Raw genomic sequence first — 24949 nt, forward strand, 5'->3', positions numbered from 1 at the left:
CGAGTTTACCGTATTGGCCTGGGTCGTGCTTTTTCGCGAATGAATTCGCTACGCGGGCGAATTCATTCGCGAACTGTTTAAAACGGTGCCGCACACTCGAACTTCAATCGTTCGCCACTGACCGGATGGGTGAAGCTCAGCATGCTGGCGTGCAGGCACAGGCGTGGATAGGCCGCCAATGCCTCGGGATGGGCATACAAGCCATCACCCAGCAGCGGATGCCCGATGGACAGCATGTGTACACGCAACTGATGGGAGCGACCGGTGATCGGCGTGAGTTCCACGCGACAGTGAGTGTCGTAGCGTTCCACGATCTTCCAGAAGGTCAGCGCATGTTTACCGTGCTCATGATCCACCACATGCCGGGGTTTGGTCGGCGGGTCGTAGCGCAGAGGCAGGTCAATGCTGCCGCTGTCCAGCGTCGGCTGACCCCAGCACAGGGCGGTGTAGGCCTTTTCTGTTTCGCGGTCATGGAACTGGCGAGACAGTTCGCGATGGGTATCGGCGTCGCGGGCAAGCAGGATGATGCCGGAGGTTTCCCAGTCCAGTCGGTGAACGATACGGGCTTCGGGATAGCCGTTTTCCTGCAGGCGGGTAATCAGGCAGTCCTTGTTGTCGTCGGCGCGACCTGGGACTGAAAGCAGCAATGTGGGTTTATCGATGACCAGAACGGCGGCGTCCTGATGGATGATGCGGATGTTCGACAACGGCATGCAACGGCCTCGAAACGCTGTAAACGCCAACGGCGGCATGGACGGCACTCCGAGGAAAGTGTCGCTCATGCCGCCGTGGGCAACCGCCGGATCAGCGATCTGGCAGGGTGATGTTGAGTTCCAGAATCGAACAACTGCCCTGGTTTTCCAGAGCGACCTGTACCTGATCGGACTCGATGTTGACGTATTTGCGGATCACTTCCACCAGCTCTTTCTGCAGGGCAGGAAGATAGTCAGGCGTAGGAGTGCTTCGCTGGCCGCGTTCGTGCGCCACGATGATCTGTAGACGCTCTTTCGCTACCGAGGCCGTGCTTTCTTTTTTGCGGTCACGAAAGAAGTCAAAAATATTCATTTAGCGGCCTCCAAAAAGACGCTCAAACCATCCTTTCTTCTGCACATCGACGAAACGATGAGCAACGTCCTTGCCCAGCAAACGATCGACCGCATCGCTGTACGCCTGACCGGCGTCGCTCTGGTCGTCGAGAATGACCGGGATACCCTGGTTGGAAGCCTTCAGGACTGCCTGTGACTCTGGAATCACGCCCAGCAGGCGGATCGAGAGGATTTCCTCGACGTCTTCGACGCCCAGCATTTCACCCTTGGTGACGCGCTCCGGATTGTAGCGGGTCAGCAGCAGGTGTTCCTTGATCGGATCTTCGTTGCGCTCTGCGCGGCGGGACTTGCTGGCCAGCAGGCCCAGCATGCGGTCCGAGTCACGTACCGAAGAGACTTCCGGGTTGGTCACGACAATCGCTTCATCAGCGAAGTACATGGCCAGGTGAGCACCTTTTTCGATACCGGCCGGGGAGTCGCAGATCACGAACTCGAAGTTTTCCTTGAGTTCGTCGAGGATCTTCTCGACGCCTTCGACGGTCAGCGCATCCTTGTCGCGGGTCTGGCTTGCCGCAAGCACGTAGAGGTTTTCAAGGCGCTTGTCTTTGATCAGGGCCTGGGTGAGTGTCGCTTCGTTGTTGACGACGTTGACGAAGTCGTACACCACGCGGCGCTCGCAACCCATGATCAGGTCCAGGTTACGCAAGCCGACGTCGAAATCGACGATCACTGTTTTATGGCCACGCAGAGCGAGGCCTGTGCCGATGGCGGCGCTGGTGGTGGTCTTGCCCACACCACCCTTGCCGGATGTAACCACGAGAATCTTGGCCAAGGTGTATCACCCCTAGAGGAAAAGGACAGTTAGTCCCTGAAGAGCATCCCTTGAAGCGACGTTAATCGAAGAATGATGGAAATCACGGAAGCTCGGCCATGAAAGATAGCTCTACGCTACTGCTTTCGGTTGATGCAACAGTCGAGAAACAGGTGTTTCTCAGGATTTCCTACAACCTTTACTACGTTTTCGCGACGAGTCAGAGATGCTTTGAAAATTGCGGCAGTATCCGTTAAAGACGAATGATGTTCAACACGTCGCCGGACAGGCTGACTTGTACCGGAGCCCCCCAGAGAGGGTCCCTGCGCAAGTCCTCGGAAACCTTGTATTGCCCGGCGATTGAAATCAGTTCGGCGCCCAGTTGCTGGCAAAAGATCCGTGCCTTGGTGTCGCCCTTGATGCCTGCCAGTGCCCTGCCGCGCATCGGGCCGTAAACATGGATGTTGCCATCGGCCAGAAGTTCCGCACCGGGGCTGACCGGAGCCACGACAACCAGATCGCCACCCTGGGCATAAATCTGCTGTCCGCCGCGCACTGGAGCGGTTATCACGCGCGTTGGCTTGACGGTTGGCTCGGGCGGTTTCTCGGGAATCTTTTTCGGTGCCTCTGCTTCGACAGGCTCCAGCACACGTTCCCGGGCGCCGGATGGCGGCAGCACGGGAAGATCGACGGCGATGGCGGCGGCAATGTCTTCGATGCGGTTGGCCCGTATCGCCAGGGTGCGCAGGCCATGCTGACGGCAGACGCGCATCAGACCGGGCAGATCCACGTTCCCTTCATTGGGCGAGAGTTTGTCCAGTGCCAGGATCAGCGGTGTATTGCTGAAAAAGTTGGGGGCCTGGGCAACCTTGGCCGCCAATTGACGGTCCAGGGCGTCGAGGTTGTTCCGGGCCAGCTCCATGACGGTGATGGCAAGCATGCTGCCTTTGAGCTGAAACACTGGGTCCGGGTTTTGCGATTCGATCTGGCTCATGGTCGGGATACACAACAGCTTGTCGCTAAAAGTGCCGAGACTTATAACGAGAACGCCCTCGGGCCGCAAGCCGGGTCGAACCGATGTAGAATGCGCAGCCTTTGTCCTGACGGAAGCTTAAATGGATCGCCCGCGTTTTAAAGCCAGTTTTCTTCACCCCCGTTTCTGGCCGTTATGGCTGGGGTTGGGGCTCTTGTGGCTGATTGTCCAGTTACCGTTTCGAGTACTGCTGGTGATCGGTCGGCTGCTGGGCGCGGCGATGTATTGCGTGGCCACTGATCGAAAATATATCGCCTCGCGTAATCTGGAGCTGTGTTTCCCGCATTTGTCTGCTGCCCAGCGCAAGCAGTTGCTCAAGGAAAACTTCGCTTCGACCGGCATTGCCTTCTTCGAGATGGCCATGAGCTGGTGGTGGTCCAGGCGTCGCCTGGCCGGGCTTGCCCGCATCGAAGGGCTGGAGCATTTGCAGCGTGCGCAACAGCAGGGGGAAGGGGTGATTCTCATGGCCCTGCACTTCACCACCCTGGAGGTTGGTGCAGCGTTATTGGGCCAGCAGCACACCATCGATGGCATGTACCGCGAGCACAAGAACCCGTTGTTCGATTTCGTCCAGCGTCGCGGTCGTGAGCGGCATAACCTCGACTCCCTGGCTGTCGAGCGCGAAGACGTGCGTGGCATGCTCAAGCTGCTGCGTGCCGGCCGTGCGATCTGGTATGCACCGGATCAGGATTATGGCGCCAAGCAGAGCGTATTCGTGCCGCTGTTCGGCATTCAGGCTGCGACAGTGACGGCGACCAGCAAGTTTGCCAAGCTGGGCCGTGCTCAGGTCGTGCCCTTCACCCAGCAGCGGCTGGCGGACGGTAGCGGTTACAGGCTGGTGATTCATCCGCCGCTGCAGGATTTCCCCGGTCAGAGCGATGAAGAGGATTGCCTGCGAATAAATCAGTGGATTGAAATTGCCATCACTGAATGTCCGGAGCAATATCTCTGGGCGCACCGACGTTTTAAAAGTCGACCGGAGGGCGAACCGAAGCTATACAAAAAAACATAAATAAAAAGAATGGTTGTTCACTGAGGTTCGTTGTAGATGCCAGAACGTGCAGTAGTGACAAATGCAGTGAACGAGAAAGAGTCGGTTACCGGTTTGATTCTGTCTGGAGGTGGCGCCCGTGCCGCCTATCAGGTCGGTGTACTGGCGGGGATTGCCGACCTCCTGCCCGCAGGGGCGGCCAACCCGTTTCCCGTGATTGTCGGCACCTCGGCCGGCGCTATCAATGCGGTGAAACTGGCCAGTGGCGCGCTGCACTTTCGCATCGCCATCCGCCAGTTGACCGAGTTCTGGCAGGCGTTTCGCAGCCATCAGGTACTGCGCAGCGACTGGCCCGGCGTCATTCGTCAGGCGGGGCGTTTTTTCGGACGCAGCCTGACCGGGCTGGGCCGCGACATTCCTGTCGCGCTGCTCAACAGTTCTCCCTTGCGTGACTTGCTCAGTGACCGGCTGGACCTGTCAGGTATCGATGCGGCCATCGACAGCAATCATCTGCGGGCTGTGGCGGTCACGGCCTTTGGCTACGAGTCCGGGCAAGCGGTGACCTTCTATCAGGGCGGAGGCACCATCGAGCCCTGGTTGCGCCATCGGCGCATTGGCCTGCCGACTCAATTGACCGTGGATCATTTGCTGGCAAGCTCGGCGATTCCGCTGCTGTTCGAGCCCGTAAAGATCGATCATGAATATTTCGGCGATGGCGCGGTGCGGCAGTCGGCACCCATCAGCCCGGCATTGCATCTGGGGGCCAACCGGGTGCTGGTGGTGGGCGTCAGTGGCAATCCTCGCGGTGTACAGCCCAATAAACAGATCCATCGGGCTACCAGTGGTATTCAGCCGAGTCTGGCGCAAATCAGTGGCCATATGCTCAACAGCACCTTCATCGACAATCTGGAAAGCGATATTGAATTGCTTGAACGTTTGAACCTGATGAGTTCGTTGCTGGCCGATGAACAGGCCAGACGGCAACCTGGAATGGCTCCCGTGGAGGTGCTGGTGATTTCCCCGAGCCAGCCACTGGATGAAATCGCTGCCCGCCACCGCCACGAACTGCCACCGGCCCTGCGCACTTTCCTGCGCGGCCCTGGTGCGACCAAGACCAGCGGTGCCAGCGTATTGAGCTATCTGCTGTTCGAGGCGGGGTATTGCAGCGAACTGATCGACCTCGGTCGTCGCGATGCCATGGCCCAGCGGGACGAGTTGAAACGGTTCTTGCGGTTGGAGTAATCGTTTTTAAGGCATACCAGTCACTTGTGGGAGGGGCCTTGGCCGCGACGACTTGCTTACAGGCAACACATTTTCAGCGCCTGAATGAAGTCGCGGCCAAGGCCCCTCCCACGGAGCATGACCTGACTGATCGGAATTACCATCTAAGCGAATTCATTCGCGATGCTTCTTGCTGTCAGGCCGTCAAGCCGTCAAGCGGTCATCCCTGAAATCCCGCAAGGCCTGTTCGATCTCTTCGCGGGTATTCATCACGAATGGCCCGTATTGCACCACAGGCTCACGCAACGGCTTGCCGGCAATCAACAGCACTCGCGCACCGCTTGAGCTGTTGATCTGCAACTCACCTTCATCGGCCAGCCGCACCAGACGGCTTGCACCAACGGCCTGCGGGCAACCTTCAACTTCGATACTGCCTTCATACACATAGAGCAACGCCCGATGTCCTTCGGGAATGCGCGGGCTGATGCTGTGGCCTGCGGGCAGGTGAAAGTCGAAATACTGCGGCTCGGTATCCGGCCGTTGTACGGCACCGTCCTGTTGAACCTGCCCATCGTCAAACCGGCCTGCAATGACCACCACCTCAACACCGGCTTCAGTGGTCAGGCGGGGAATGTCTTGCGGCTGGATGTCCTGATAACTGGCGTCCATCAACTTGTTCTTGCCCGGCAGATTCAGCCACAACTGGAAGCCGCGCATCACGCCTTCTTCCTGCTCCGGCATCTCACTGTGAATGATGCCGCGTGCCGCCGTCATCCACTGCACGCCGCCGCTCTGCAACAGGCCGACATTGCCCATGTGATCTTCATGGCGCATGCGACCTTCAAGCATATAAGTCACGGTTTCAAAGCCGCGATGCGGATGAGGCGGAAACCCGGCGATATAGTCGTCCGGCTTGTCCGAACCAAACTCATCGAGCATCAGGAACGGATCGAACTGCTCGACACCCTGGCCGCCAAACACCCGCGTCAGGCGCACACCGGCCCCGTCTGAAGTCGGCTGGCCAGCTTGGATCGACAGCACTTTACGAAATTGAGCCATGAAAAGGGCACTCCTGGTCAGTTGGCAATGGCGACCATGGTATGCCTGTTTGATCGATGGATGGGTTTGAATTTCCCAGCTTAACTATCGGTTTTGTTGATTGGTCTGGCGAATATTTGTATAGGCTATTTTAAAGCTTTGTATCAAACCGCCGACAACGCCGCGTAGGACTCTGACTCGCCAAACGATCGGAGTGCGAAACGCATTCACGGTGGAATGCAAGCTGAGCAGGGCTGCTGCTGAAGTAAATCGATGGACCACAGGCTTTGAACCGGAATTTTCAGAAAACGCTATTGGCACTGATCGTGGGTGCCTGTGCTTGCCAGGCTTTTGCGCTGGATTACAACGTCAGTCAGGGGCGTAATGCGCTGAACAATCAGACCTTGAGTGGTGGGCTCAACCTGATCGGTCAGGTTTCGCTGCAATCGTCCGCGAATGAAAGCGTCTTTCAGTTCAGGCGCTCTGCACTGAGCGGTTCGTTCATCAACGCCGCGGACATTACCATCGATACGGGTGGTTTTGCTGTCAGGGCGCTGGAGTTCGGCGCAATGTTTGATTCTGTCACTGCTGGCGTCAATAACGGTCCCGGTGGCGGCGGTTCGATTGACGGTGATCTGCGCAACGAGGGCTCTATTACGCTCCAGCGAGCCGATAGGGGCGCAGCCATCGATATCAGTAACATCAGTGTCACAGGTTCTGTTGTCAATGCCGGCAAGATCCTGATCGTTGAAGGCAGCGCATCAAGCCTGTTCAACGGAGCAGAAGGCATTTACCTGCATGGCTCACAAATCGCCGGTGACTTTATCAACTCGGGCTCCATTGAAGTGCACGGTGAGGATGCTATTGGCCTGATCTTTGATTGGCATGGTTCTGCAATGTTGAGCGTGGGAGGGAAACTGCTTAACTCGGGTTCCATCCTGGCCGTGGGTGACAACTCCATCGGTATGGATCTAGAGGCCCCATCAACGCCGATGCACGTCGAAAACAGCGGTTCGATCATTGCTCGGGGTAATGCTTCCGAAGGTGTCGCCTTGTGGGATGGCACGCTCGATGTTTTGCACAACAGCGGCAGTATCAGCGCCTCCGGGGACAATAATGCACACGCCATCATGGTCCAAGGTACCGATTTCACGACCACCAATGCTTCCGGTTCAAGAGGCATCGTAAACACCGGAACCATTACCTCCCAAGGTGATGCGATTGTGGTGACGAGAGATGCCTTGCCCGTCGGTTTTGAAATCAATCAGAAAGCAGGGCTGATCGCCAGTGATTCCGGTGCTGCTATCCGTGGGCGTAACCTGGCCACGCTGAACTGGAGCGGCGGCGAGATTCGCGGTGACCTGCTTAGAATGGCGGCGGTGAATGTTCAGGGCCAGGCGGCTTTCACGGGGACGACCATCGACAGCGATGTTGTTGTCCAGCGGGGCGGCTCCCTGAACCTGGATCGTGCCGGCAGCGCCATTACCGGCAATCTGCAACTTGCCAATCAGGGCGCGCTGGATATGCGGCTGTCCGATAGCACTGTAAATACCACGCCTTATCTGAGCGTTGCAGGTGCCGCGAGTTTTGCATCGGGTTCGCGTATCACCCTGAGTGCCAACCCCGGTGATTTCAACCCGACCGCTGAGGGCAAGACTTACGCCTTGCTGTCCGCGGCCAGTGTGCAGAACAGCGGTTTGACCGTGAGTAGCGTATCCACCTTGCTCGATGTTGCCAGCTATAGCGTTGATGCCGATTCGGTTGAGGCCGTGGTCAGGCTCAAGTCCGACCAGCAAGTGAGTCAGGAGTTGGGCAGCGCAGGCAGCGATCAACGTACACAAGGCCTGATCAACCGCTTCAAGAACAACGTGATTGGCCAGCTCGACAGTAATGACCGGGTATTCCAGTCGTTCGCCAACGCCAGCACCGCTCAAGAACTGGATGAGCTTGGCAAGCGGTTATCACCCGATGTCAGTCGTGGTGGAGTGGACGCAGCTTTGGCCGGGCAGGGAGCCAGCAGTTCGGCAATCGATACCCGTATGACGGGCTTGCGCAGTGGGCTTTCCTCAGGCGATGAAGTGGCTGAGAACGGCGTGTGGATGCAGGTGTTGAACAGCAATATGGATCAGGACAGCCGTGGCGGTGTGGAAGGCTACTCGGCCAATGCCAGCGGTGTGGCTGTGGGGATTGATGGTCGTCTTGCTTCCGGTGCTACTCTGGGTTTTGCCTATTCCTATGTGAATGCCAACTCGACCTCCGACATTGGTTACAAGACCGATGTGCAGGGCAATGCGCTGTCGCTGTACGGAAGCTGGGAGAAGGGCAACTGGTTTACTCAAGGCAGCGTTTCCTATGGCCGCAATGATAACGACAGCCGCCGCAATGTGGCGGGCACGCTGGCCAAAGGCAACTTCGACAGTGACGTACTGAGCATCAATACGCTTGTTGGCTATGGCTTGCGGTTCAGCGACCAACTGTTGATCGAACCGCGTGTGGCGGCTCGTTATTCCAAGGTGCAGGTCGACGGGTACACCGAGCGAGGCTCATCTGCAGCTTTGCGCAACAGTGACCAGCGCTTTGAAACCGGAGAGATCGGGGCCGGTTTACGGGTTGCCAGCGAAGCACCTTTGCTTGGTGGCACGCTCACGCCTGAACTGACACTGATGACCTATCACAACCTGATCGGTGACCGTATCAGCCAGACGTCGGCATTTGCTCAGGGCGGTTCGAGTTTCGTGGTCACGGGGGCAAAATCGGCTCGCGACAGTTACGAAGGTTCTGTTGGCGTGAGTTATGCCATCAGCGCACTGACTCTGGGTACCAGCTACACCTATCAGGGCCGTTCGGGCTACGACGCTGAAACCCTGATGTTCAAGGCGCGCTATGCGTTCTGATATTCGCGTTCGTGTAGGAGCAGAGCAGCCTTTGCGGTGTGTTGAAGGCTGCTCTGCTCAATCCGGTCTTACGGACTAATGCTGGTCAGTCAGGCCATAAATCACTTTGTTGGAGTCAGCTTGCTGGCGAATTCAGCGTACAAACGCAGAATATCTGCCGTTTTTCAGGCCTTTGTCGCCAGCAAGCTGCCTCCCACAAGTTTTGTTGTGCCTTGACTGATCGGCATCAGCCTTACTGACACTGAATCGGGCGGGAAAGCATTTGTCCATCAACGGCCTCCATGAGCGTTGCATGGGAACCTGGCAGGCTGATGACTTCACTGCAATCAGGCCGGGTTCTGGCGAGAAAGCCTGTCAGCAGTACGGGCGGCACAACGGTATCGGTTGTTCCAGCGAAGTGCCGTTGCGCAATCTTTTTGAGTCGCAGGCTGTTTTCCAGCGGATCCAGCGAGCCCTTCAAAGGCGAAAGCTGATGCAGTGCGACCCAGGCGTGAGGATCGACATTTCCGGCGATGGTCTGGATCTGCGAAATGTCGTCTCGCTCTTCAGCGATCAACAAAGCGACCGCAGCCCCTCCCGAATAGCCTATCAACTCGATTGACGAGGCGTTGTAGCGAGTCTTCAGGCGGTCGATCACATCGTTGAACGCTTCAATGACGCGACGGCTGAACCTTGTATCTGTCCACACCTCACTGACACATGCCTCGGACATCACGAACTGGCAGGGCCTGGCAACGTAGACGCCGGCGTGATCCGGGTCCAGAGCCAGGCGAGCCATGTCCGGTTGCCGTGGCGAAGGGTCAAGGCTTGGCTGGCTGCCCGTTGCCCAGGCGCGGCCATCCCCTTCAATGAAAATGCTCAATCGGCCACCTTTGGGTAGAGATCGAGGTGTAACGATTTGCAGCGCAAAGGTGCGGGTTTCAACCACGCTGGCTTCTGCGTCCTTGGCTTGAGCCCATGAGTAGAGCTTTTCCTGTTGGCTGGCGCAGCCTGACAAGGTCAAGCTGATTGCCAGAGCCGTTACCCTGATTAACTGCTGCATGGCGCTTCAACGCAAAAGAAAAGGAAGCGATCCTGCGCCTGAATGGAGGCGAAGTCGAGGGCGGTTCTTGCCTGGCTTTTGACCCGCAATTTTCAACCCGGACAGGTTGAACTGGTGGGAGCTGGCTATGGAACATTGCTTATGACCGCACGCTGTCGGGGCTTAACCCCCTGATCTTCTTCCTGCTCCGGCACCGTCCGAAGAATGGAGCATCTTGGTTCTGTTGATTTTTCCTACGGATGTTTCGGAGGGTGACTGCATCCCTATTTTTTAAAATCGCTAGATTGGTCGCCGCCAGGAAGGGGCGTGCTCAGTCATTGACTGGGTATGTCAATACAGCCATCAAGAAGAGAAGCAGGAATGAATCATCTGTATAACGGGTTTGCAAAAACATTCGATTTCAGTGGCCGGGCGTCAAGGATGGAGTTATTCGTCTTCGCCCTGCTTTGTAGCGTGCTTTTCGCGGTGGCAGTGGCGATTGATCACAGTACCGACTGGCTTTATCCGGAGACAGGTATAGGGGGCACGACCTTTCTCCTGTCATTGGCCATGTTCATGACCAATCTCTCTTTGACCGTCAGAAGGCTGCACGACATCAATCTCAGCGGCTGGTGCGTGCTGGTTGGCCTTATTCCAATCCTGGGCCCGCTGGCCCAGATATCCTTGCTGTTTTTGCCAGGCACCGACGGTGCGAACGACTACGGTCCGGCACCGCACTGAAGTTTGAAGGTGTTATGAAAAACGCCCGACCCGGTAACCCGGGCCGGGCGTTTTTGATTGCCGCATTCGTTACTCGGCAATCTGCAACTTGCGCGATTCGGTGTAGACGTAACGCACCTTTTCGTACTCGAACGGTGAGTTCAGCTGTCCGTAACGGAAACTGGTGACATAGCGGCGGTCAATGGCGCGCAGCAGGGTGATTTCCGGGTGGTCGCTGCTGACTTCGGCCACGTTCAGGAAGTTGATCTGGGTTTCTGCGGCGTAGTCGAATACCAGGCCGCCGGTGTCACGCAGGTTCGACGGGCCGAACAGCGGCAGCACCAGATAAGGACCAGAAGGCACACCATAGAAGCCCAGTGTCTGGCCGAAGTCTTCGGTCTGGCGCGGCAGGCCCATCATGGTGGCCGGGTCCCACAGGCCGGCGATGCCGATTGTGGTATTGAGCAGCAGGCGCCCCGTGGTTTGCATGGAACGCTGGCCCTTGAACTGCAACAGGCTGTTCAGCAGGTTGGACACATCGCCCAGGTTGCTGAAGAAGTTACTTACGCCGCTGCGCACGAAGCCCGGTGTGATGTAGCGGTAACCGTTGACCGTCGGCAGGAAGACCCACTCATCGAAACGGTAGTTGAAGTGGTAGACCCTGCGGTTCCAGGATTCCAGCGGGTCGTAGACTTCCAGGGCATTGATGGAGGCGCGCTCGAATTCGCGCTGGTCCAGGCCGGGGTTGAACTGCAGCGATTTCAACGGCTGGGTAAAACCATCGGCATCGAGCTGGCGCGTCACGGTGGCTGGATGCTGTGCTTTGTTGCTGGTGTCCGCGTCAGCGGCCTGGGCAGTACCTGCACACAACACGGCAGCAAGGAGTAAAAGACGTTTAGCCACGGAAGAACTCCAGCATGGCGTCACTGTTGACGCGGTAATTGATGTTGCCGCAATGGCCGCCGTATGGATAAACGGTCAGGCGATCACCGAAAGTCTTGCGCAGGAAGCCCAGGTCACCCGAGCCCAGAATCACGTCGTCGGCGTTATGCATGACCGATATCTTGGTGCTGCTGTGCAGGTAATCCTTGAGTGCATACAGGCTGACTTGATCCACGAGCTGCAACAGGCTGCCACCATCGGTACGGGCACGCCACATGGGGATGACCTGTTCGGTCAGGTAACAGTCGAAGTCGCATTGCATGGCGCGCTTGAGGAATGGCGTCAGGCTGGTGCCTTCGGTAATCGGGAACTTGGGCGGTGTGATCAGACCGCGACGGTTGATCAGGTCGGAGGTGAATGCAATGTCGGCCGACGAAAATCGGAACGAGGTGCCGATCAGCATTGCCATCTGTTCATTGGTCAGGTGCTGCTTGGACTGCTGGAAGTCATAGAGCAGTGCATCGTTGAGATCGATATAGCCTTTCTGCCGGAAGTAGCGCGTCAGTTTGGCCAGCACCAGCTCATAGAACGTGGTGGTGTCGTTGATGCCCTTGACGTTGGTCTGTACCAGCTTGTCCAGATTGGTGATGGACGTATAAAGGTTGACTGGCGGGTTGAGCAGCAGGACTTTCTTGAAGTTGAAGCTGCGGCGGGTTTCGTCCAGTTGGCTGACGAAAGCGGCATTGAGTGCTCCAAGGCTGTAACCGGTCAGGTAATACTCGGTCACCGGCAGTTGCGCCTGTTGGGCGCGGATGGCTTGCATCACCCGGTACAGGTCTTCGGCATCCTCTTTGGATATCCCCGGCGTGGCAAAACGCGAAGCGGAACTCATGAAGTCGTAGCTGGTAGGCGAGGACAACTGTACGACGTGATAGCCGGCGCCGTAATACAGCTTTTTCAGGAACTCATTGAGCGTGCTGTTATAGGGCGCGCCGGTACCGGCAATCAGGAAGATCAACGGTGCTGCATGGTCTTGCCTGGCCAGGCGATAGCTCAGCTTTTTTACGGCCCAGAAATTGTCCGGCAGCGTGAACTCGCGCTCCGGGTGCAGATTGAGCGTGTAGACGTCCTGATCGATATCTTCGTCGTCAGGCAGGTCGGGACGCATGTCCGGTGGCGTGGTCGCAATCGTTGCTTCAAACGGATTAGTCAGCGGGTAGCCATAGGTGGCGGGATCAATGTTGGTCGCCAGAGCGGACGCACTCAAACATAAGCCACCAAGAACGGTAGCAAAGCGCAGAAAACGGAGCATGACTAAATCCCTTGGGAAAGAAGTGCTGGTGAGATACGCAGGCTATGACCACCGGTGTAGTGCCAAAGTGCCGTATAAACATGCGAACCTTTGTAAGCCCAGCGAAACAATACACGTTCTGTAGATTTTGCAATGCACGTGTGTGCTTTTTTGTCGTTTTTGAGGAAGGAGGTAGGAACGGATTCATTCGCGAAATGCCCGTTCGCGAATAAATGTGCAGCGCCAGAAAACACGAAAGGAGAGCCTGAGCTCTCCTTCAATGTGTTTTTGCCTGCTCTTTTTATTTTTATAGGGCGGCCTGTTCTTGTTTTTGGCGACCTGTCCCTTTACTGCGTTCTTGTGTGATCCCCATTCGGGATCAAGAGCAAACGTATTTTTTTGAGCGCTGATTTGCTTTAACCATGGGTCTGCACAACGTCATGGTCCATCCGGTACGGGAAGCTACCTGAAGGTAGTTTTATTGTTCTCTGTCCGGTTGCGAGGCCTCTCGTTCAAGAGGTCCCTGTAAAGCCGATCCACTCCAAAAAAATCTGTTAGCTGCGCCTCTGTCCGTGTTGTTCTTGTTATGTCAGAGCCGTTTCGTCTTGTTCTTGTTGGTTTGCTACTTGTTTTTATTCTTGTTGTACCGAAGAGATAGCAGAAGCTGTGCCAACTTTTTAAAGTCCTTTAAAAACAAAGGCTTGAAAAAATCAGTCACGAGGGGAAGGCGAGAAGGGCAGTGCGGTTGTTTCCGTGTTACCCGTCTTGAGCAATGTGCGGTAACACATCCTGTTTCCTTGTTCGCAGTGAACCAGAACAGGGCAGTGGCAGGTTGATGGCTTGCGGTCCTGCAACAGGACGATGGACGTTGCATTTTCTGTTTCATGCAAAAACCGGACGGCTTTTCAGGTTTTTTTCGTGGGCATTGTCGCTGATGGCTGGGTGATGTCGTTTCCCGGTTCCTCCGTGTCGCTGACAGAGCATGTCTGATCATTGAGCCGGTTGATTATCGAGAGGTCGATGTGATGCCTGTCATGGCGGGCGAGCACGACTTAAACGTGTAGGGCGCAGCTTGCCCCAAAGCCGGGCATGAAGGGCGATCCTGAAAAACAACGTTAATGCAGCCCGACACCCGTCGGTGCGCAACTTCCGGGGAAGTGATGATGAATATGCGAAAAATTCTGGGGGCAGGTGCCGCTCTGGTACTGGCCGTCAGCTCCACGCTGGCCATTGCTGAAACCAAGACATTGACCATCGGCTACGTCGAAGGCTGGTCCGACAGTGTCGCTACGACTCATGTAGCCGCCGAAGTGCTCAAGGCAAAACTGGGGTATGACGTCAAGTTGCAATCCGTTGCGGCCGGGATCATGTGGCAGGCGGTTGCCACCGACAAACTGGACATGATGCTGTCGGCCTGGTTGCCTGGCACCCATGGTGAGTACTACACCAAATACAAGGATCAGGTCGTGAACTACGGCCCGAACTTCAAGGACGCCAAGATCGGCCTGATCGTGCCGGAGTACGTCAAGGCCAAGACCATCGAAGACCTCAAGACCGATGAGTCCTTCAAGAAAAAGATCACCGGTATCGATGCTGGCTCAGGTGTGATGCTCAAGACCGATCAAGCCATCAAGGACTATGGCCTGGAGGGTTACAAGCTGCAGGCCAGTTCGGGAGCCGGGATGATTGCCGAACTGACCCGTGCCGAGAAACGCAAGGATTCCATCGCCGTGACCGGTTGGGTACCGCACTGGATGTTTGCCAAATGGAAGCTGCGCTTTCTTGAAGACCCTAAAGGTGTATACGGCGCGGCAGAAACGGTCGACAACGTTGCCAGCCTGAACCTGGAGAAGAAAGCACCTGACGTCGTTGCCTTCCTGAAAAAATTCCAGTGGGAATCCAAGGATGAGATCGGTGAAGTGATGCTGGCGATTCAGGATGGTGCCAAACCTGATGTTGCGGCGAAGGAGTGGGTGGCCAAGCACCCTGAGCGTGTGGCTGCATGGACCGCTAAATAACGCCAAAGCGTCTGTATCAGGTCTATCAAGGCCATCTGTCGTTCTCGGCAGATGGCCTTTTGTTTGTCCGGGGTTGATTGGCACCTGCGAAAGTCTCTTGAAGTGCTTCAATGATTAATGTCGTTCTAATACTAAGGTCGTCTGGAGTACGTGCCGGACCTGACTAAAGTTGATGGCGTGACAACTCATCTGTGCTGCGAGGACAAAAACAATGAACGACAGCATTTACCTCTCGATTCAAAACAGCCCGCGCTTCAAGGAGCTGGTTTCCAAAAGAGAGCGTTTCGCCTGGATTCTCTCGGCGATCATGCTCGGGCTCTATGCCGCATTCATTCTCATGATTGCGTATGGGCCTCATATTCTGGGAGCCAAGATCAGCGCGACTTCGACCATTACGTGGGGCATGCCGATAGGGGTCGGCCTGATCATCTCGGCTTTCATTCTGACGGGAATCTACGTACGCCGCGCCAACGGTGAGTTCGACGAACTGAACAATGCAATTCTCAAGGAGATTCAGCAATGATCCGTCGTCTCTCCGCGGCTCTAGGCCTTGCAGCATTCGCACCCGCTCTCATGGCAGCAGACGCCCTTACCGGGGCGGTGCAGAAGCAGCCTTTGAACGTACCGGCGATCATCATGTTCGTCATGTTCGTGGCGTTCACCCTCTACATCACCTACTGGGCATCCAAGAAAAACAACTCGGCGTCCGACTACTACGCGGCAGGCGGCAAGATCACCGGTTTCCAGAACGGTCTTGCGATTGCAGGCGACTACATGTCGGCGGCGTCTTTCCTGGGTATTTCCGCACTGGTTTACACCTCCGGCTACGATGGCCTGATCTACTCGATCGGCTTCCTGGTGGGCTGGCCGATCATTCTGTTCCTGATCGCCGAACGCCTGCGTAACCTGGGCAAGTACACCTTCGCCGACGTAGCGTCCTATCGCCTGAAGCAAAAAGAGATTCGCACCCTGTCCGCCTGCGGTTCGCTGGTGGTGGTGGCGTTCTACCTGATTGCCCAGATGGTGGGTGCCGGTAAACTGATCCAGCTGTTGTTCGGTCTGGATTACACCGTGGCGGTGATTCTGGTCGGTATCCTGATGTGCCTGTATGTGCTGTTCGGCGGCATGCTGGCGACCACCTGGGTACAGATCATCAAGGCAGTGATGCTGCTGTCGGGTGCCTCGTTCATGGCGCTGATGGTCATGAAGCACGTCAACTTCGACTTCAACCAACTGTTCGCCCAGGCGGTCGCCGTTCACCCTAAAGGTGAAGCGATCATGAGCCCTGGCGGTCTGGTGAAAGACCCGATCTCGGCGTTCTCCCTCGGTCTGGCACTGATGTTCGGTACTGCTGGTCTGCCACACATCCTGATGCGCTTCTTCACCGTGAGCGATGCCAAGGAAGCCCGCAAGTCGGTGTTCTACGCCACCGGTTTCATCGGCTACTTCTACATCCTGACTTTCATCATCGGTTTCGGCGCTATCTTGCTGGTCAGCACCAACCCTGCGTTCAAGGATGCAGCAGGTGCCTTGATCGGTGGTAACAACATGGCGGCGGTGCATCTGTCCAACGCGGTCGGTGGCAGTCTGTTCCTGGGCTTCATCTCGGCGGTGGCGTTCGCCACAATCCTGGCTGTGGTTGCAGGCTTGACCCTGGCCGGTGCGTCGGCAGTGTCCCATGACCTGTATGCCAGCGTGATCAAGAAAGGCAAGGCCAACGAGAAGGATGAGATCCGCGTTTCCAAGATGACGACTATCGCCCTGGCGGTCGTGGCCATCCTGTTGGGTATCGCCTTTGAAAGCCAGAACATCGCGTTCATGGTAGGCCTGGCGTTCTCCATCGCCGCAAGCTGCAACTTCCCGGTCCTGCTGCTCTCCATGTACTGGAAGAACCTGACCACCCGTGGCGCTATGATTGGCGGCTGGATGGGCCTTGTCAGCGCTGTGGTGCTGATGGTGCTGGGTCCGACCATCTGGGTGCAGATCCTGCACAACCCGAAAGCCATTTTCCCGTACGAGTACCCGGCGCTGTTCTCCATCATCATCGCCTTCGTCGGTATCTGGTTCTTCTCCATCACCGACAAGTCCAAGGCAGCAGACGACGAACGTGCCCTGTTCTATCCGCAATTCGTCCGCTCGCAGACTGGCCTGGGCGCCAGCGGTGCGTCGTCACACTAAGCCCACGTTTCATCGGCAATAAAAAAAGCAGCCCGTTCGGGCTGCTTTTTCATTGGGTGACCGATAAGGTCATATCCTGCCAAGCAATACCAGAACCAGCAGAATGATCAGGATCGTACCGACAACACCCGACGGGCCATAACCCCAGTTACGGGAGTGCGGGAAGACCGGCAGACCACCGATCAGTATCAGAATCAGAACGATGATAAGAATCGTGCTTATGCCCATGATGAGTTCCTTCTTTCCGTGAGTGTTGAATGACGTGTGCAGTTAAAACGCTTACCAGTCGGTATGAAATTTTCACTGCTTGAATTATCCGACTGTTGCGATTCTTGAAAGGTTCTGAATATTTCAAGGAATTTTGAATTATTAAAAAATGCTATGTATTTCAATGTCTTGAGTGTTTTTATCGAAGGTGTTTTACCCTGTTTAAAGGGGTGATTATTATTGAACTTTTCAGGTTTTATATGACGCACGTCCTGTTTTATGGGTAAATGGTCAGCCTGAAAATAATTGAACTTTTATACGGTACGATTCTCATGCTTTATCGATTCGCGGCCGATGCCGTTGTCGTTTTTCATCTGTTGTTCATTGTCTTCGTTCTGTTTGGCGGCCTGCTCGTATTGCGCAGGCCCTGGATAGGGTTTCTTCATGTCCCGGCCATGGTGTGGGGAGCTTCGGTGGAGTTCTTTCACCTGTATTGCCCGTTGACGCCTCTGGAAAACGCCCTGCGTCAAAAGGCCGGTATGCAGGGGTATGACGGCGGCTTTATCGAGCATTATCTGATTCCTCTCATCTACCCGGCGGCGCTGACGCCGCAGATCCAGTTGTGGCTGGGCGCCGTTGTGGTGTCGATCAATGCCGCGATCTATGGCTGGCTGCTGATCCGCTTCGTGCGTCGTAGCAGGCAGACATAAGCCCCGGGTTTGCCTTGGGCATTCAGCACCTTGATGGTGGCATTACCGACTGTCAGCTGTGATTACACTCCAGCCAACGTCCTGCAAACCACAAGGCACTCTTTATGCAAAATCGCATCATGATTACTGGCGCAGGCTCAGGCCTGGGCCGTGAAATTGCACTGCGCTGGGCTCGCGAAGGCTGGCGTCTGGCATTGTCCGACGTCAACGACAGCGGTTTGCAGGAAACCCTGGCGTTGGTACGCGAAGCCGGTGGCAATGGATTTACCCAGCGCTGCGATGTGCGCGACTACAGCCAGCTCATGGCGTTGGCGCAAGCCTGCGAAGAACGCTTCGACGGCATCGATATCATCGTCAACAACGCCGGTGTCGCGTCGGGCGGTTTCTTCAGTGAGTTGTCCCTGGAGGACTGGGACTGGCAGATCGCGATCAACCTCATGGGCGTGGTCAAGGGCTGCAAGGCCTTCCTGCCGATGCTGGAGGCCAGCAAGGGCAAGATCATCAATATCGCCTCCATGGCGGCCTTGATGCAGGGGCCGGCCATGAGCAATTACAACGTCGCCAAGGCGGGCGTGGTGGCGCTGTCGGAAAGCCTGCTGGTGGAATTGAAGGAACAGGAAGTCGGCGTGCATGTGGTGTGCCCGTCGTTCTTTCAGACCAACCTGCTGGACTCCTTCCGTGGCCCGACACCTGCGATGAAAGCCCAGGTTGGCAAACTGCTGGAAAGCTCGCCGATCACCGCCAGCGATATTGCCGATTACATCTTTGAGGAAGTGGCCAAGGGCGAGTTCATGATCCTGCCCCATGAACAGGGCCGTGATGCCTGGACGCTGAAGCGCAAGCATCCCCAGGCGCTCTATGACGAAATGACGACCATGTGCGCCAAGATGCGCGCCAAGGCCCGACAGACCAAAGCCTGATTCGTTGTCAGGCAGGGCTTCATGGCCGATCAGGAATGCCTTTTTCTGATAGGGTGCCGCCATTCAAGCCCTGACTGACGAGACTTCCCGTGCTCAATTACTTCTGGTTTTTCCTTGCGGCCCTGTTCGAGATCTTCGGTTGTTATGCGTTCTGGATGTGGTTGCGCCAGGGCAAGACGGCCTTGTGGGTGATACCGGCCCTGATCAGCCTGACGGTGTTCGCGCTGTTGCTGACCCGTATTGAAGCGGCCTATGCCGGACGTGCCTATGCGGCTTATGGCGGGATCTACATCATTGCTTCCATAGCGTGGCTGGGAGTGATCGAGCGGATTCGGCCCTTGAGTACCGACTGGCTCGGTGCTGCGTTGTGCGTCATCGGTGCGACGATCATCCTGCTGGGGCCACGCTGGTCGGCGTCCTGAGCGTCTGCAACCAGCATTTTTCCTACTCGTCAGGTCTGCAAGTAAGACGTTTCCGACAGCGTGATCTGTTGGCATTGAAGGACGTTACTGATTTACCGCAGCCTCATTGAAGCGGCCTTTTCAGGGGCGCACTCTGCACTCTTTGCAATAACAAGAGAGTCGGAAAAATGCTGGTATTGACGCGGGAAATTGGCGAGTCATTCTCCATCGGTGACAACATCACCGTGCAAATCCTCGGTGTGAACGGCAATCAGGTCAGGCTCGGAATCGACGCCCCCAAAGACATCAAGATCCACCGTGCCGAAGTGTTTCGACGCATAGCCAGAAAGCTCTCGCAGCAGGAGGCCGCTCCCGAGTCGCCAGCGGCCTGAGCCTCAGTCGAAGTAGTCTTTGGGCACATCATGCCTGGGCATTAGCTGGCACTGCTGGCTTTCGAGGTCGAAGAAAATCACCGCCTGACCTTTGCTCAAGGCATGACGTACGCGCAGCACGCGGGTTTGCAGAGGTGTTTCATCGCCATTGTCCGTACCGTCGCGGGTTACGAAGTCTTCGATCAGGCGGGTGAGGGTGTCGGGTTCAAGTTGGTCGTAAGGGATCAGCATGCTGGTTCTCGTATCGGTAGCCCGCGATGATAGGCCTCTTCGCGACTGAAGTCGCTCCTACACAGACCGTGGTAGGAGCGAATTCATTCGCGAAAGGCCAGGAACCTCAAACCTCTTCGCGATTCTGCCCGATCAGGCTATCCACCGGTGGCACACGGGTGTCGGACTCCATCTGTGCATCGTGTTCGATCTGATGACTGAAACGCTCCAGTGAAGTCTGTGCCGGTTTGGCGTCGCTGGCGAATACCGGTGGGCTGAGCATGTAGGCACCCAGCAGTTTGCTCAGGGCCGCGAGGCTGTCGATATGCGTGCGCTCGTAACCGTGGGTGGCATCGCAGCCAAAAGCCAGCAACGCGGTACGAATGTCATGCCCCGAAGTCACGGCCGAATGGGCATCGCTGTAGTAATAGCGAAACAGGTCGCGGCGCACAGGCAATTCGTTCTCCACGCCCAGATGCAGCAGATGCCGCGACAGGTGATAGTCGTAAGGCCCGCCCGAATCCTGCATCGCCACGCTCACGGCATGTTCGCTGGAGTGCTGGCCGGGTGCGACCGGCGCGATATCGATGCCGACAAACTCGCTGACATCCCAGGGCAGGACGCCCGCTGCACCGGTACCGGTTTCCTCGGTAATGGTGAACAGTGGGTGGCAATCGATCAGTGGTTCCTCACCGCTGTCGACAATCGACTTGAGTGCCGCCAGCAATGCGGCCACGCCTGCCTTGTCGTCCAGGTGGCGGGCACTGATATGGCCGCTTTCGGTGAATTCCGGCAGCGGATCGAAGGCCACGAAGTCACCGATATTGATCCCCAGCGATTCGCAGTCGGCGCGGGTCGTGCAATAGGCATCCAGGCGCAGCTCGATATGTTCCCAGCTGATGGGCATTTCATCCACGGCGGTATTGAACGCATGACCGGACGCCATCAGCGGCAATACGCTGCCACGGATCACGCCGGTATCGGTGAACACGCTGACCCGGCTGCCTTCGGCAAAGCGGCTTGACCAGCAGCCGACCGCCGCCAGTGCCAGACGTCCGTTGTCCTTGACCTCGCGAACGGTCGCACCAATGGTGTCCAGATGCGCAGAAACCGCGCGGTCGGGGCTGTTCTGCTTACCTTTGAGCGTGGCGCGGATGGTGCCGCGCCGTGTCAGTTCAAACGGGATGCCCAGTTCTTCCAGGCGTTCGGCGACATAGCGCACGATAGTGTCGGTAAAACCCGTAGGGCTCGGAATGGCGAGCATTTCCAGCAGTACTTTCTGCAGGTAGTTCAGATCCGGATCGGGGATTTTCTCAACAGGCATGGAGGGAGCTCCTTAAAGCAGTTGCAAGCTTCAAGATGCAAGCTGCAAGTGGGGTAGCTGCCCTTACTTGTAGCTTGACGCTTGAAACTTGCAGCTATGGTTCAACCATGCACAGGCAGGCTGTGCGGAAACAATAGGTCGACAAAACGTTCGGCGGTGGGTTGTGGTTCGTGGTTGGCGAGTCCGACGCGCTCGTTGGCTTCAATGAAAACGTATTCGGGCTGGTCGGCGGCAGGCACCATCAGGTCCAGGCCCACTACCGGGATGTCCAGCGCCCGTGCGGCACGCACTGCGGCGTCGCTCAGCACCGGATGCAGGATTGCAGTGACATCCTCAAGGCAGCCGCCGGTGTGAAGGTTGGCGGTGCGCCGTACGGCCAGGCGCTGGTCCATTGGCAGGATGCTGGAGTAGTCATGGCCTGCGTCGCGTACCGTGCGTTCGGTTTCTTCATCCATCGGGATCTTGCTTTCGCCACTGGTTGCGGCAGAGCGACGGCGGCTTTGAGCTTCGATCAATTGCTTGATGGTGTCGCGACCGTTGCCAATGATTTCCGCTGGACGGCGAATCGCAGCGGCCACCACTTCAAAACCGATGACCACGATGCGCAAGTCCAGACCTTCATGGAAGCTTTCCAGAATCACGCGGGTGTCGAACTGACGGGCGCGCTCGATGGCTTCCTGCACTTCATCGAAGGTGCGCAGGTCCACGGCAACCCCTTGACCTTGCTCGCCATCCAGCGGCTTGACCACGATCCGCCCGTGTTCTTCAAGGAACGCCAGATTGTCATCGGCGCTGTCTGCCCGCTGTTGAGCAGGCAGGCGCAGGCCGGCTGCCTTGAGGGCCCGGTGGGTCAGGCTCTTGTCCTGACACAGCGTCATGCTGACCGCGCTGGTCAGATCGCTCAGCGATTCACGGCAGCGAATGCGGCGTCCGCCGTAACTCAAGGTAAACAGCCCGGCATCGGCATCATCGACCTGCACATCGATACCGCGCCGGTGCGCCTCTTCGACGATGATCCGTGCGTAGGGATTGAAATCCGCCTGAGGGCCAGGGCCCAGGAACAGCGATTCGTTGATGCCGTTCTTGCGCTTGATGGCAAAGGTCGGCAGGTTGCGAAACCCCAGCTTGGCATACAGCGCCTTGGCCTGATTGTTGTCGTGCAGTACCGACAGATCGAGATAGCTCAAGCCACGGCTCATGAAATGCTCGATCAGATGACGCACCAGCACTTCGCCAACGCCGGGACGTGTGCATTGCGGATCGACTGCCAGGCACCACAGGCTGCTGCCGTTTTCCGGGTCGTTGAATGCCTTCTGATGATTCAGGCCCATGACACTGCCGATCACCGAGTTGCTGCTTTCATCCTCGGCCAGCCAGTAGACGGGGCCGCCCAGGTGGCGTGGCGTCAGCAGGGCAGGATCGATGGGCAGCATGCCGCGCGCGATGTACAGGTTATTGATGGCCTGCCAGTCGGCCTCGTTCTGCGCCCGACGGATGCGAAAGCCCCGAAAGACACGCTGCGCCGGGCGATAGTCACTGAACCACAGCCGCAACGTATCGGACGGGTCGAGGAACAACTGCTGCGGCGACTGTGCCAGCACTTGCTGGGGCGCCGCCACGTACAGCGCGATATCGCGTTCGCCGGGTTTTTCGTTGAGCAGTTCCTGGGCCAGCGCGGTCGCGTCGGGGTAGGTATGGCCAATCAACAAGCGGCCCCAGCCGCAGTGCAGCGCCAGTGGTTCGTTATCCGGCTGGCTGCCGTCTTCGGCGAAGCGTGCTTGCAGGCGTTCATAGGAGGGCGACTGTGTGCGCAACAATCGTTGGCTGTAAGCCGTCGCATTGTGTTTCATCGATCAGAGTCCTTGTTCGCTGAGCCACAGATTCAGCGCAGCCAATTGCCACAGCTTGGAGCCGCGTAACGGCGTGAGTTGGCCCTGAGGGTTGGTCAAGAGCGTGTCGATCATCGCCGGGTTGAACAGGCCTCGATCCTGGCTGGAGTCCAGCAGCAGCTCGCGCACCCAGTTGAGGGTGTCGCCCTGCAAATGCTTGAGGCCCGGCACCGGGAAGTAGCCTTTCTTGCGATCGATCACCTCGGAAGGGATGACCAGTCGCGCCGCTTCCTTCAGGACATGTTTGCCGCCATCCGGCAGTTTGAACTTGCCGGGGATGCGTGCAGACAGCTCAACCAGACGATAGTCGAGAAACGGTGTCCGTGCTTCCAGGCCCCAGGCCATGGTCATGTTGTCCACCCGTTTGACCGGGTCTTCAACCAGCATCACGGTGCTGTCCAGACGCAGAGCCTTGTCCACGGCAGCCGTTGCGCCAGGCTGGGCAAAGTGATCGCGTACGAAATCACCTGCCGCGTCAGTGGCGGTCAGCCATTTGGCTTGTACGGTGGCGGTGTATTCGTCGTAGCTGCGGTCCACGAACGCTGCACGATAAGCGGCCACCGGGTCGCTCGCGCCATCGACCTGCGGATACCAGTGATAACCGGCAAACAGTTCGTCCGCGCCCTGACCGCTCTGCACAACCTTGCAGTGCTTGGCCACTTCCCGTGACAACAGATAGAACGCGATGCAGTCGTGACTCACCATCGGCTCGCTCATGGCCCGGAAGGCCGCAGGCAATTGCTCGATGATCTCGCTTTCCTGAATACGCAACTGATGGTGACGAGTGCCATAGTGTCTGGCGATCAGGTCCGAATACTGGAACTCATCCCCGCGCTCGCCACCGGCATCCTGGAAACCGATGGAAAAGGTCGACAGGTCTTCGACGCCGACTTCACGCAACAGACCCACCAGCATGCTTGAATCGACGCCGCCGGAAAGCAGCACGCCCACATCCACCGCCGCACGCTGACGAATCGCTACCGCTTCGCGGGTGCTGTCCAGTACGCGGTCGCGCCAGTCTTCCAGGGTCAGATTCTGCTCGTCGTCATGGGGGCCGTAAGGCAGACGCCACCAGGTTTGCTGCTCGATCTTGCCGTTGGCCTGAATGCGCATCCAGCTGGCTGGGGGCAGTTTCTCGACGCCGGCCAGCAGCGTGCGTGGTGCAGGCACCACGGCATGGAAATTCAGATAGTGATTGAGGGCGATCGGGTCGAGCATCGGGCTGATATCGCCACCCTTGAGCAGGGCCGGCAGCGTCGATGCAAAACGCAGGCGCTTGTCGGTATGCGACAGATACAGCGGCTTGACGCCCAGACGGTCGCGGGCAATGAACAACTGCTGGGTGTCGCGCTCCCAAATGGCGAACGCAAACATGCCATTGAGCTTGGGCAGCATATCAACGCCCCAGGCGTGATAGCCCTTGAGCAACACCTCGGTGTCGCCACCGGAATGGAACTGATAACCCAGCCCTTCCAGCTCGTCCCGCAGTTCGGGGAAGTTGTAGATGGCGCCGTTGAAGGCCATGGACAGGCCCAACTGACTATCGATCATGGGCTGTGCCGAACCGTCGGACAGGTCCATGATCTTCAGCCGCCGATGGCCCAGGGCAATCGGCCCCTGACTATGAAAGCCCCAGGCATCCGGGCCGCGTGGCGCCAGATCATGGGTAATGCGTTCAACAGCGGCAAGATCCGCTGGTTGTTGGTCGAAACGTAATTCACCTGCTAATCCGCACATAATTCCTTACCGGGT

General features: G+C 57.1%; 24 protein-coding genes. 11 read left to right on the forward strand and 13 right to left on the reverse strand.

The annotated features are described in order from the left end of the window. Window positions 1-77: 77 nt before the first annotated feature. From Q6A51_RS07820 to minC, 4 genes are all read right to left on the reverse strand, one after another. Window positions 78-713, reverse strand: a complete 636-nt coding sequence (locus Q6A51_RS07820) for an RluA family pseudouridine synthase (protein WP_221575562.1) — start codon at window positions 711-713, stop codon at window positions 78-80. Window positions 714-804: 91 nt separating this feature from the next. Next, complete coding sequence (minE, locus tag Q6A51_RS07825) at window positions 805-1065, reverse strand: cell division topological specificity factor MinE (protein ID WP_025261136.1); 261 nt, start codon at window positions 1063-1065, stop codon at window positions 805-807. Beyond that, a complete protein-coding gene (gene minD, locus Q6A51_RS07830; RefSeq protein ID WP_200999800.1) occupies window positions 1066-1878 on the reverse strand; it encodes a septum site-determining protein MinD in 813 nt (270 codons plus the stop codon). It lies immediately after the preceding gene. Between the two features lie 232 nt (window positions 1879-2110). Next, window positions 2111-2851: a septum site-determining protein MinC gene (gene minC / locus Q6A51_RS07835; RefSeq protein WP_201019297.1), complete on the reverse strand. Its 741-nt coding sequence runs from the start codon at window positions 2849-2851 to the stop codon at window positions 2111-2113. A gap of 121 nt (window positions 2852-2972) precedes the next feature. Between minC and Q6A51_RS07840 the strand changes: the two genes are divergently transcribed. Further along, window positions 2973-3902: a lipid A biosynthesis lauroyl acyltransferase gene (locus tag Q6A51_RS07840; protein ID WP_200999798.1), complete on the forward strand. Its 930-nt coding sequence runs from the start codon at window positions 2973-2975 to the stop codon at window positions 3900-3902. A 36-nt stretch (window positions 3903-3938) separates the two neighbouring features. Beyond that, window positions 3939-5123 carry a patatin-like phospholipase family protein gene (locus tag Q6A51_RS07845; RefSeq protein WP_200999797.1) on the forward strand — a complete coding sequence of 395 codons (1185 nt, stop codon included), beginning with the start codon at window positions 3939-3941 and terminating at the stop codon, window positions 5121-5123. A gap of 183 nt (window positions 5124-5306) precedes the next feature. Here the strand turns inward: Q6A51_RS07845 and Q6A51_RS07850 are convergent, their stop codons facing one another. Then, window positions 5307-6161, reverse strand: a complete 855-nt coding sequence (locus Q6A51_RS07850) for a pirin family protein (RefSeq protein WP_304574488.1) — start codon at window positions 6159-6161, stop codon at window positions 5307-5309. Between the two features lie 266 nt (window positions 6162-6427). On the opposite strand from Q6A51_RS07850, the gene Q6A51_RS07855 reads away from it, so the two are divergent. After that, complete coding sequence (locus tag Q6A51_RS07855) at window positions 6428-9034, forward strand: autotransporter family protein (protein WP_304574489.1); 2607 nt, start codon at window positions 6428-6430, stop codon at window positions 9032-9034. Window positions 9035-9266: 232 nt separating this feature from the next. Here Q6A51_RS07855 and Q6A51_RS07860 read toward each other — a convergent pair whose 3' ends face one another. Further along, window positions 9267-10076: an alpha/beta hydrolase gene (locus Q6A51_RS07860; RefSeq protein ID WP_304574490.1), complete on the reverse strand. Its 810-nt coding sequence runs from the start codon at window positions 10074-10076 to the stop codon at window positions 9267-9269. A 360-nt stretch (window positions 10077-10436) separates the two neighbouring features. On the opposite strand from Q6A51_RS07860, the gene Q6A51_RS07865 reads away from it, so the two are divergent. Further along, entirely contained in the window at window positions 10437-10796 is a 360-nt protein-coding gene (locus tag Q6A51_RS07865; RefSeq protein WP_304574491.1) for a DUF805 domain-containing protein, read from the forward strand. A 69-nt stretch (window positions 10797-10865) separates the two neighbouring features. Here the strand turns inward: Q6A51_RS07865 and Q6A51_RS07870 are convergent, their stop codons facing one another. Beyond that, complete coding sequence (locus tag Q6A51_RS07870) at window positions 10866-11678, reverse strand: MlaA family lipoprotein (protein ID WP_304574492.1); 813 nt, start codon at window positions 11676-11678, stop codon at window positions 10866-10868. Then, on the reverse strand, window positions 11671-12969 hold the full coding sequence (locus Q6A51_RS07875) for a serine/threonine protein kinase (protein WP_200999790.1): 1299 nt from the start codon (window positions 12967-12969) through the stop codon (window positions 11671-11673). Before Q6A51_RS07875 ends, Q6A51_RS07870 begins: the two co-directional genes overlap by 8 nt. Window positions 12970-14111: 1142 nt before the next feature. Here Q6A51_RS07875 and Q6A51_RS07880 point away from each other — a divergent pair. The 3 genes from Q6A51_RS07880 (at window position 14112) to Q6A51_RS07890 (ending at window position 17144) form a co-directional block, all read left to right on the forward strand. Further along, on the forward strand, window positions 14112-14966 hold the full coding sequence (locus Q6A51_RS07880; RefSeq protein WP_304574493.1) for a glycine betaine ABC transporter substrate-binding protein: 855 nt from the start codon (window positions 14112-14114) through the stop codon (window positions 14964-14966). Window positions 14967-15177: 211 nt separating this feature from the next. After that, a complete protein-coding gene (locus Q6A51_RS07885) occupies window positions 15178-15489 on the forward strand; it encodes a DUF485 domain-containing protein (protein WP_200999788.1) in 312 nt (103 codons plus the stop codon). Then, window positions 15486-17144 (forward strand): cation acetate symporter, encoded by a 1659-nt coding sequence (locus tag Q6A51_RS07890; protein ID WP_201019290.1) that lies wholly within the window; start codon window positions 15486-15488, stop codon window positions 17142-17144. The genes Q6A51_RS07885 and Q6A51_RS07890 overlap by 4 nt, the downstream gene beginning before the upstream one ends. A gap of 69 nt (window positions 17145-17213) precedes the next feature. On the opposite strand, the gene Q6A51_RS07895 is transcribed toward Q6A51_RS07890, so the two are convergent. Continuing rightward, window positions 17214-17372, reverse strand: coding sequence for a DUF3309 family protein (locus Q6A51_RS07895; RefSeq protein WP_122314699.1), 159 nt, complete (start codon window positions 17370-17372; stop codon window positions 17214-17216). 311 nt (window positions 17373-17683) lie between these two features. Here Q6A51_RS07895 and Q6A51_RS07900 point away from each other — a divergent pair, with 311 nt between their 5' ends. The 4 genes from Q6A51_RS07900 (at window position 17684) to csrA (ending at window position 19774) form a co-directional block, all read left to right on the forward strand. Beyond that, entirely contained in the window at window positions 17684-18061 is a 378-nt protein-coding gene (locus Q6A51_RS07900) for a DUF2784 domain-containing protein (protein WP_201019289.1), read from the forward strand. Between the two features lie 104 nt (window positions 18062-18165). Next, on the forward strand, window positions 18166-18981 hold the full coding sequence (locus tag Q6A51_RS07905) for an SDR family oxidoreductase (protein ID WP_201019288.1): 816 nt from the start codon (window positions 18166-18168) through the stop codon (window positions 18979-18981). 89 nt (window positions 18982-19070) lie between these two features. Beyond that, window positions 19071-19403, forward strand: coding sequence for a YnfA family protein (locus Q6A51_RS07910; protein ID WP_304574494.1), 333 nt, complete (start codon window positions 19071-19073; stop codon window positions 19401-19403). Window positions 19404-19570: 167 nt separating this feature from the next. Beyond that, on the forward strand, window positions 19571-19774 hold the full coding sequence (gene csrA, locus Q6A51_RS07915; protein ID WP_201019286.1) for a carbon storage regulator CsrA: 204 nt from the start codon (window positions 19571-19573) through the stop codon (window positions 19772-19774). Window positions 19775-19777: 3 nt separating this feature from the next. On the opposite strand, the gene Q6A51_RS07920 is transcribed toward csrA, so the two are convergent. The 4 genes from Q6A51_RS07920 to Q6A51_RS07935 form a co-directional block, all read right to left on the reverse strand. Next, entirely contained in the window at window positions 19778-20005 is a 228-nt protein-coding gene (locus Q6A51_RS07920; RefSeq protein ID WP_201019285.1) for a YheU family protein, read from the reverse strand. A 106-nt stretch (window positions 20006-20111) separates the two neighbouring features. Beyond that, entirely contained in the window at window positions 20112-21308 is a 1197-nt protein-coding gene (locus Q6A51_RS07925; protein WP_201019284.1) for an osmoprotectant NAGGN system M42 family peptidase, read from the reverse strand. A gap of 101 nt (window positions 21309-21409) precedes the next feature. Then, on the reverse strand, window positions 21410-23158 hold the full coding sequence (gene ngg / locus Q6A51_RS07930; protein ID WP_201019283.1) for an N-acetylglutaminylglutamine synthetase: 1749 nt from the start codon (window positions 23156-23158) through the stop codon (window positions 21410-21412). A 3-nt stretch (window positions 23159-23161) separates the two neighbouring features. Beyond that, window positions 23162-24934: an N-acetylglutaminylglutamine amidotransferase gene (locus Q6A51_RS07935; protein ID WP_201019282.1), complete on the reverse strand. Its 1773-nt coding sequence runs from the start codon at window positions 24932-24934 to the stop codon at window positions 23162-23164. Window positions 24935-24949: the final 15 nt, after the last annotated feature.

Source organism: Pseudomonas serbiensis, from assembly GCF_030580745.1.
Lineage (GTDB): Bacteria > Pseudomonadota > Gammaproteobacteria > Pseudomonadales > Pseudomonadaceae > Aquipseudomonas > Aquipseudomonas serbiensis.

What these genes read in the sequence shown, in the direction of transcription:
- Q6A51_RS07820 (WP_221575562.1), bottom strand. Translation starts at nt 713, where the DNA reads ATGCCGTTGTCGAACATCCGCATCATCCATCAGGACGCCGCCGTTCTG.
- minE (WP_025261136.1), bottom strand. Translation starts at nt 1,065, where the DNA reads ATGAATATTTTTGACTTCTTTCGTGACCGCAAAAAAGAAAGCACGGCC.
- minC (WP_201019297.1), bottom strand. Translation starts at nt 2,851, where the DNA reads ATGAGCCAGATCGAATCGCAAAACCCGGACCCAGTGTTTCAGCTCAAA.
- Q6A51_RS07840 (WP_200999798.1), top strand. Translation starts at nt 2,973, where the DNA reads ATGGATCGCCCGCGTTTTAAAGCCAGTTTTCTTCACCCCCGTTTCTGG.
- Q6A51_RS07845 (WP_200999797.1), top strand. Translation starts at nt 3,939, where the DNA reads ATGCCAGAACGTGCAGTAGTGACAAATGCAGTGAACGAGAAAGAGTCG.
- Q6A51_RS07850 (WP_304574488.1), bottom strand. Translation starts at nt 6,161, where the DNA reads ATGGCTCAATTTCGTAAAGTGCTGTCGATCCAAGCTGGCCAGCCGACT.
- Q6A51_RS07860 (WP_304574490.1), bottom strand. Translation starts at nt 10,076, where the DNA reads ATGCAGCAGTTAATCAGGGTAACGGCTCTGGCAATCAGCTTGACCTTG.
- Q6A51_RS07865 (WP_304574491.1), top strand. Translation starts at nt 10,437, where the DNA reads ATGAATCATCTGTATAACGGGTTTGCAAAAACATTCGATTTCAGTGGC.
- Q6A51_RS07875 (WP_200999790.1), bottom strand. Translation starts at nt 12,969, where the DNA reads ATGCTCCGTTTTCTGCGCTTTGCTACCGTTCTTGGTGGCTTATGTTTG.
- Q6A51_RS07880 (WP_304574493.1), top strand. Translation starts at nt 14,112, where the DNA reads ATGAATATGCGAAAAATTCTGGGGGCAGGTGCCGCTCTGGTACTGGCC.
- Q6A51_RS07885 (WP_200999788.1), top strand. Translation starts at nt 15,178, where the DNA reads ATGAACGACAGCATTTACCTCTCGATTCAAAACAGCCCGCGCTTCAAG.
- Q6A51_RS07890 (WP_201019290.1), top strand. Translation starts at nt 15,486, where the DNA reads ATGATCCGTCGTCTCTCCGCGGCTCTAGGCCTTGCAGCATTCGCACCC.
- Q6A51_RS07895 (WP_122314699.1), bottom strand. Translation starts at nt 17,372, where the DNA reads ATGGGCATAAGCACGATTCTTATCATCGTTCTGATTCTGATACTGATC.
- Q6A51_RS07900 (WP_201019289.1), top strand. Translation starts at nt 17,684, where the DNA reads ATGCTTTATCGATTCGCGGCCGATGCCGTTGTCGTTTTTCATCTGTTG.
- Q6A51_RS07905 (WP_201019288.1), top strand. Translation starts at nt 18,166, where the DNA reads ATGCAAAATCGCATCATGATTACTGGCGCAGGCTCAGGCCTGGGCCGT.
- csrA (WP_201019286.1), top strand. Translation starts at nt 19,571, where the DNA reads ATGCTGGTATTGACGCGGGAAATTGGCGAGTCATTCTCCATCGGTGAC.
- Q6A51_RS07920 (WP_201019285.1), bottom strand. Translation starts at nt 20,005, where the DNA reads ATGCTGATCCCTTACGACCAACTTGAACCCGACACCCTCACCCGCCTG.
- Q6A51_RS07925 (WP_201019284.1), bottom strand. Translation starts at nt 21,308, where the DNA reads ATGCCTGTTGAGAAAATCCCCGATCCGGATCTGAACTACCTGCAGAAA.
- ngg (WP_201019283.1), bottom strand. Translation starts at nt 23,158, where the DNA reads ATGAAACACAATGCGACGGCTTACAGCCAACGATTGTTGCGCACACAG.
- Q6A51_RS07935 (WP_201019282.1), bottom strand. Translation starts at nt 24,934, where the DNA reads ATGTGCGGATTAGCAGGTGAATTACGTTTCGACCAACAACCAGCGGAT.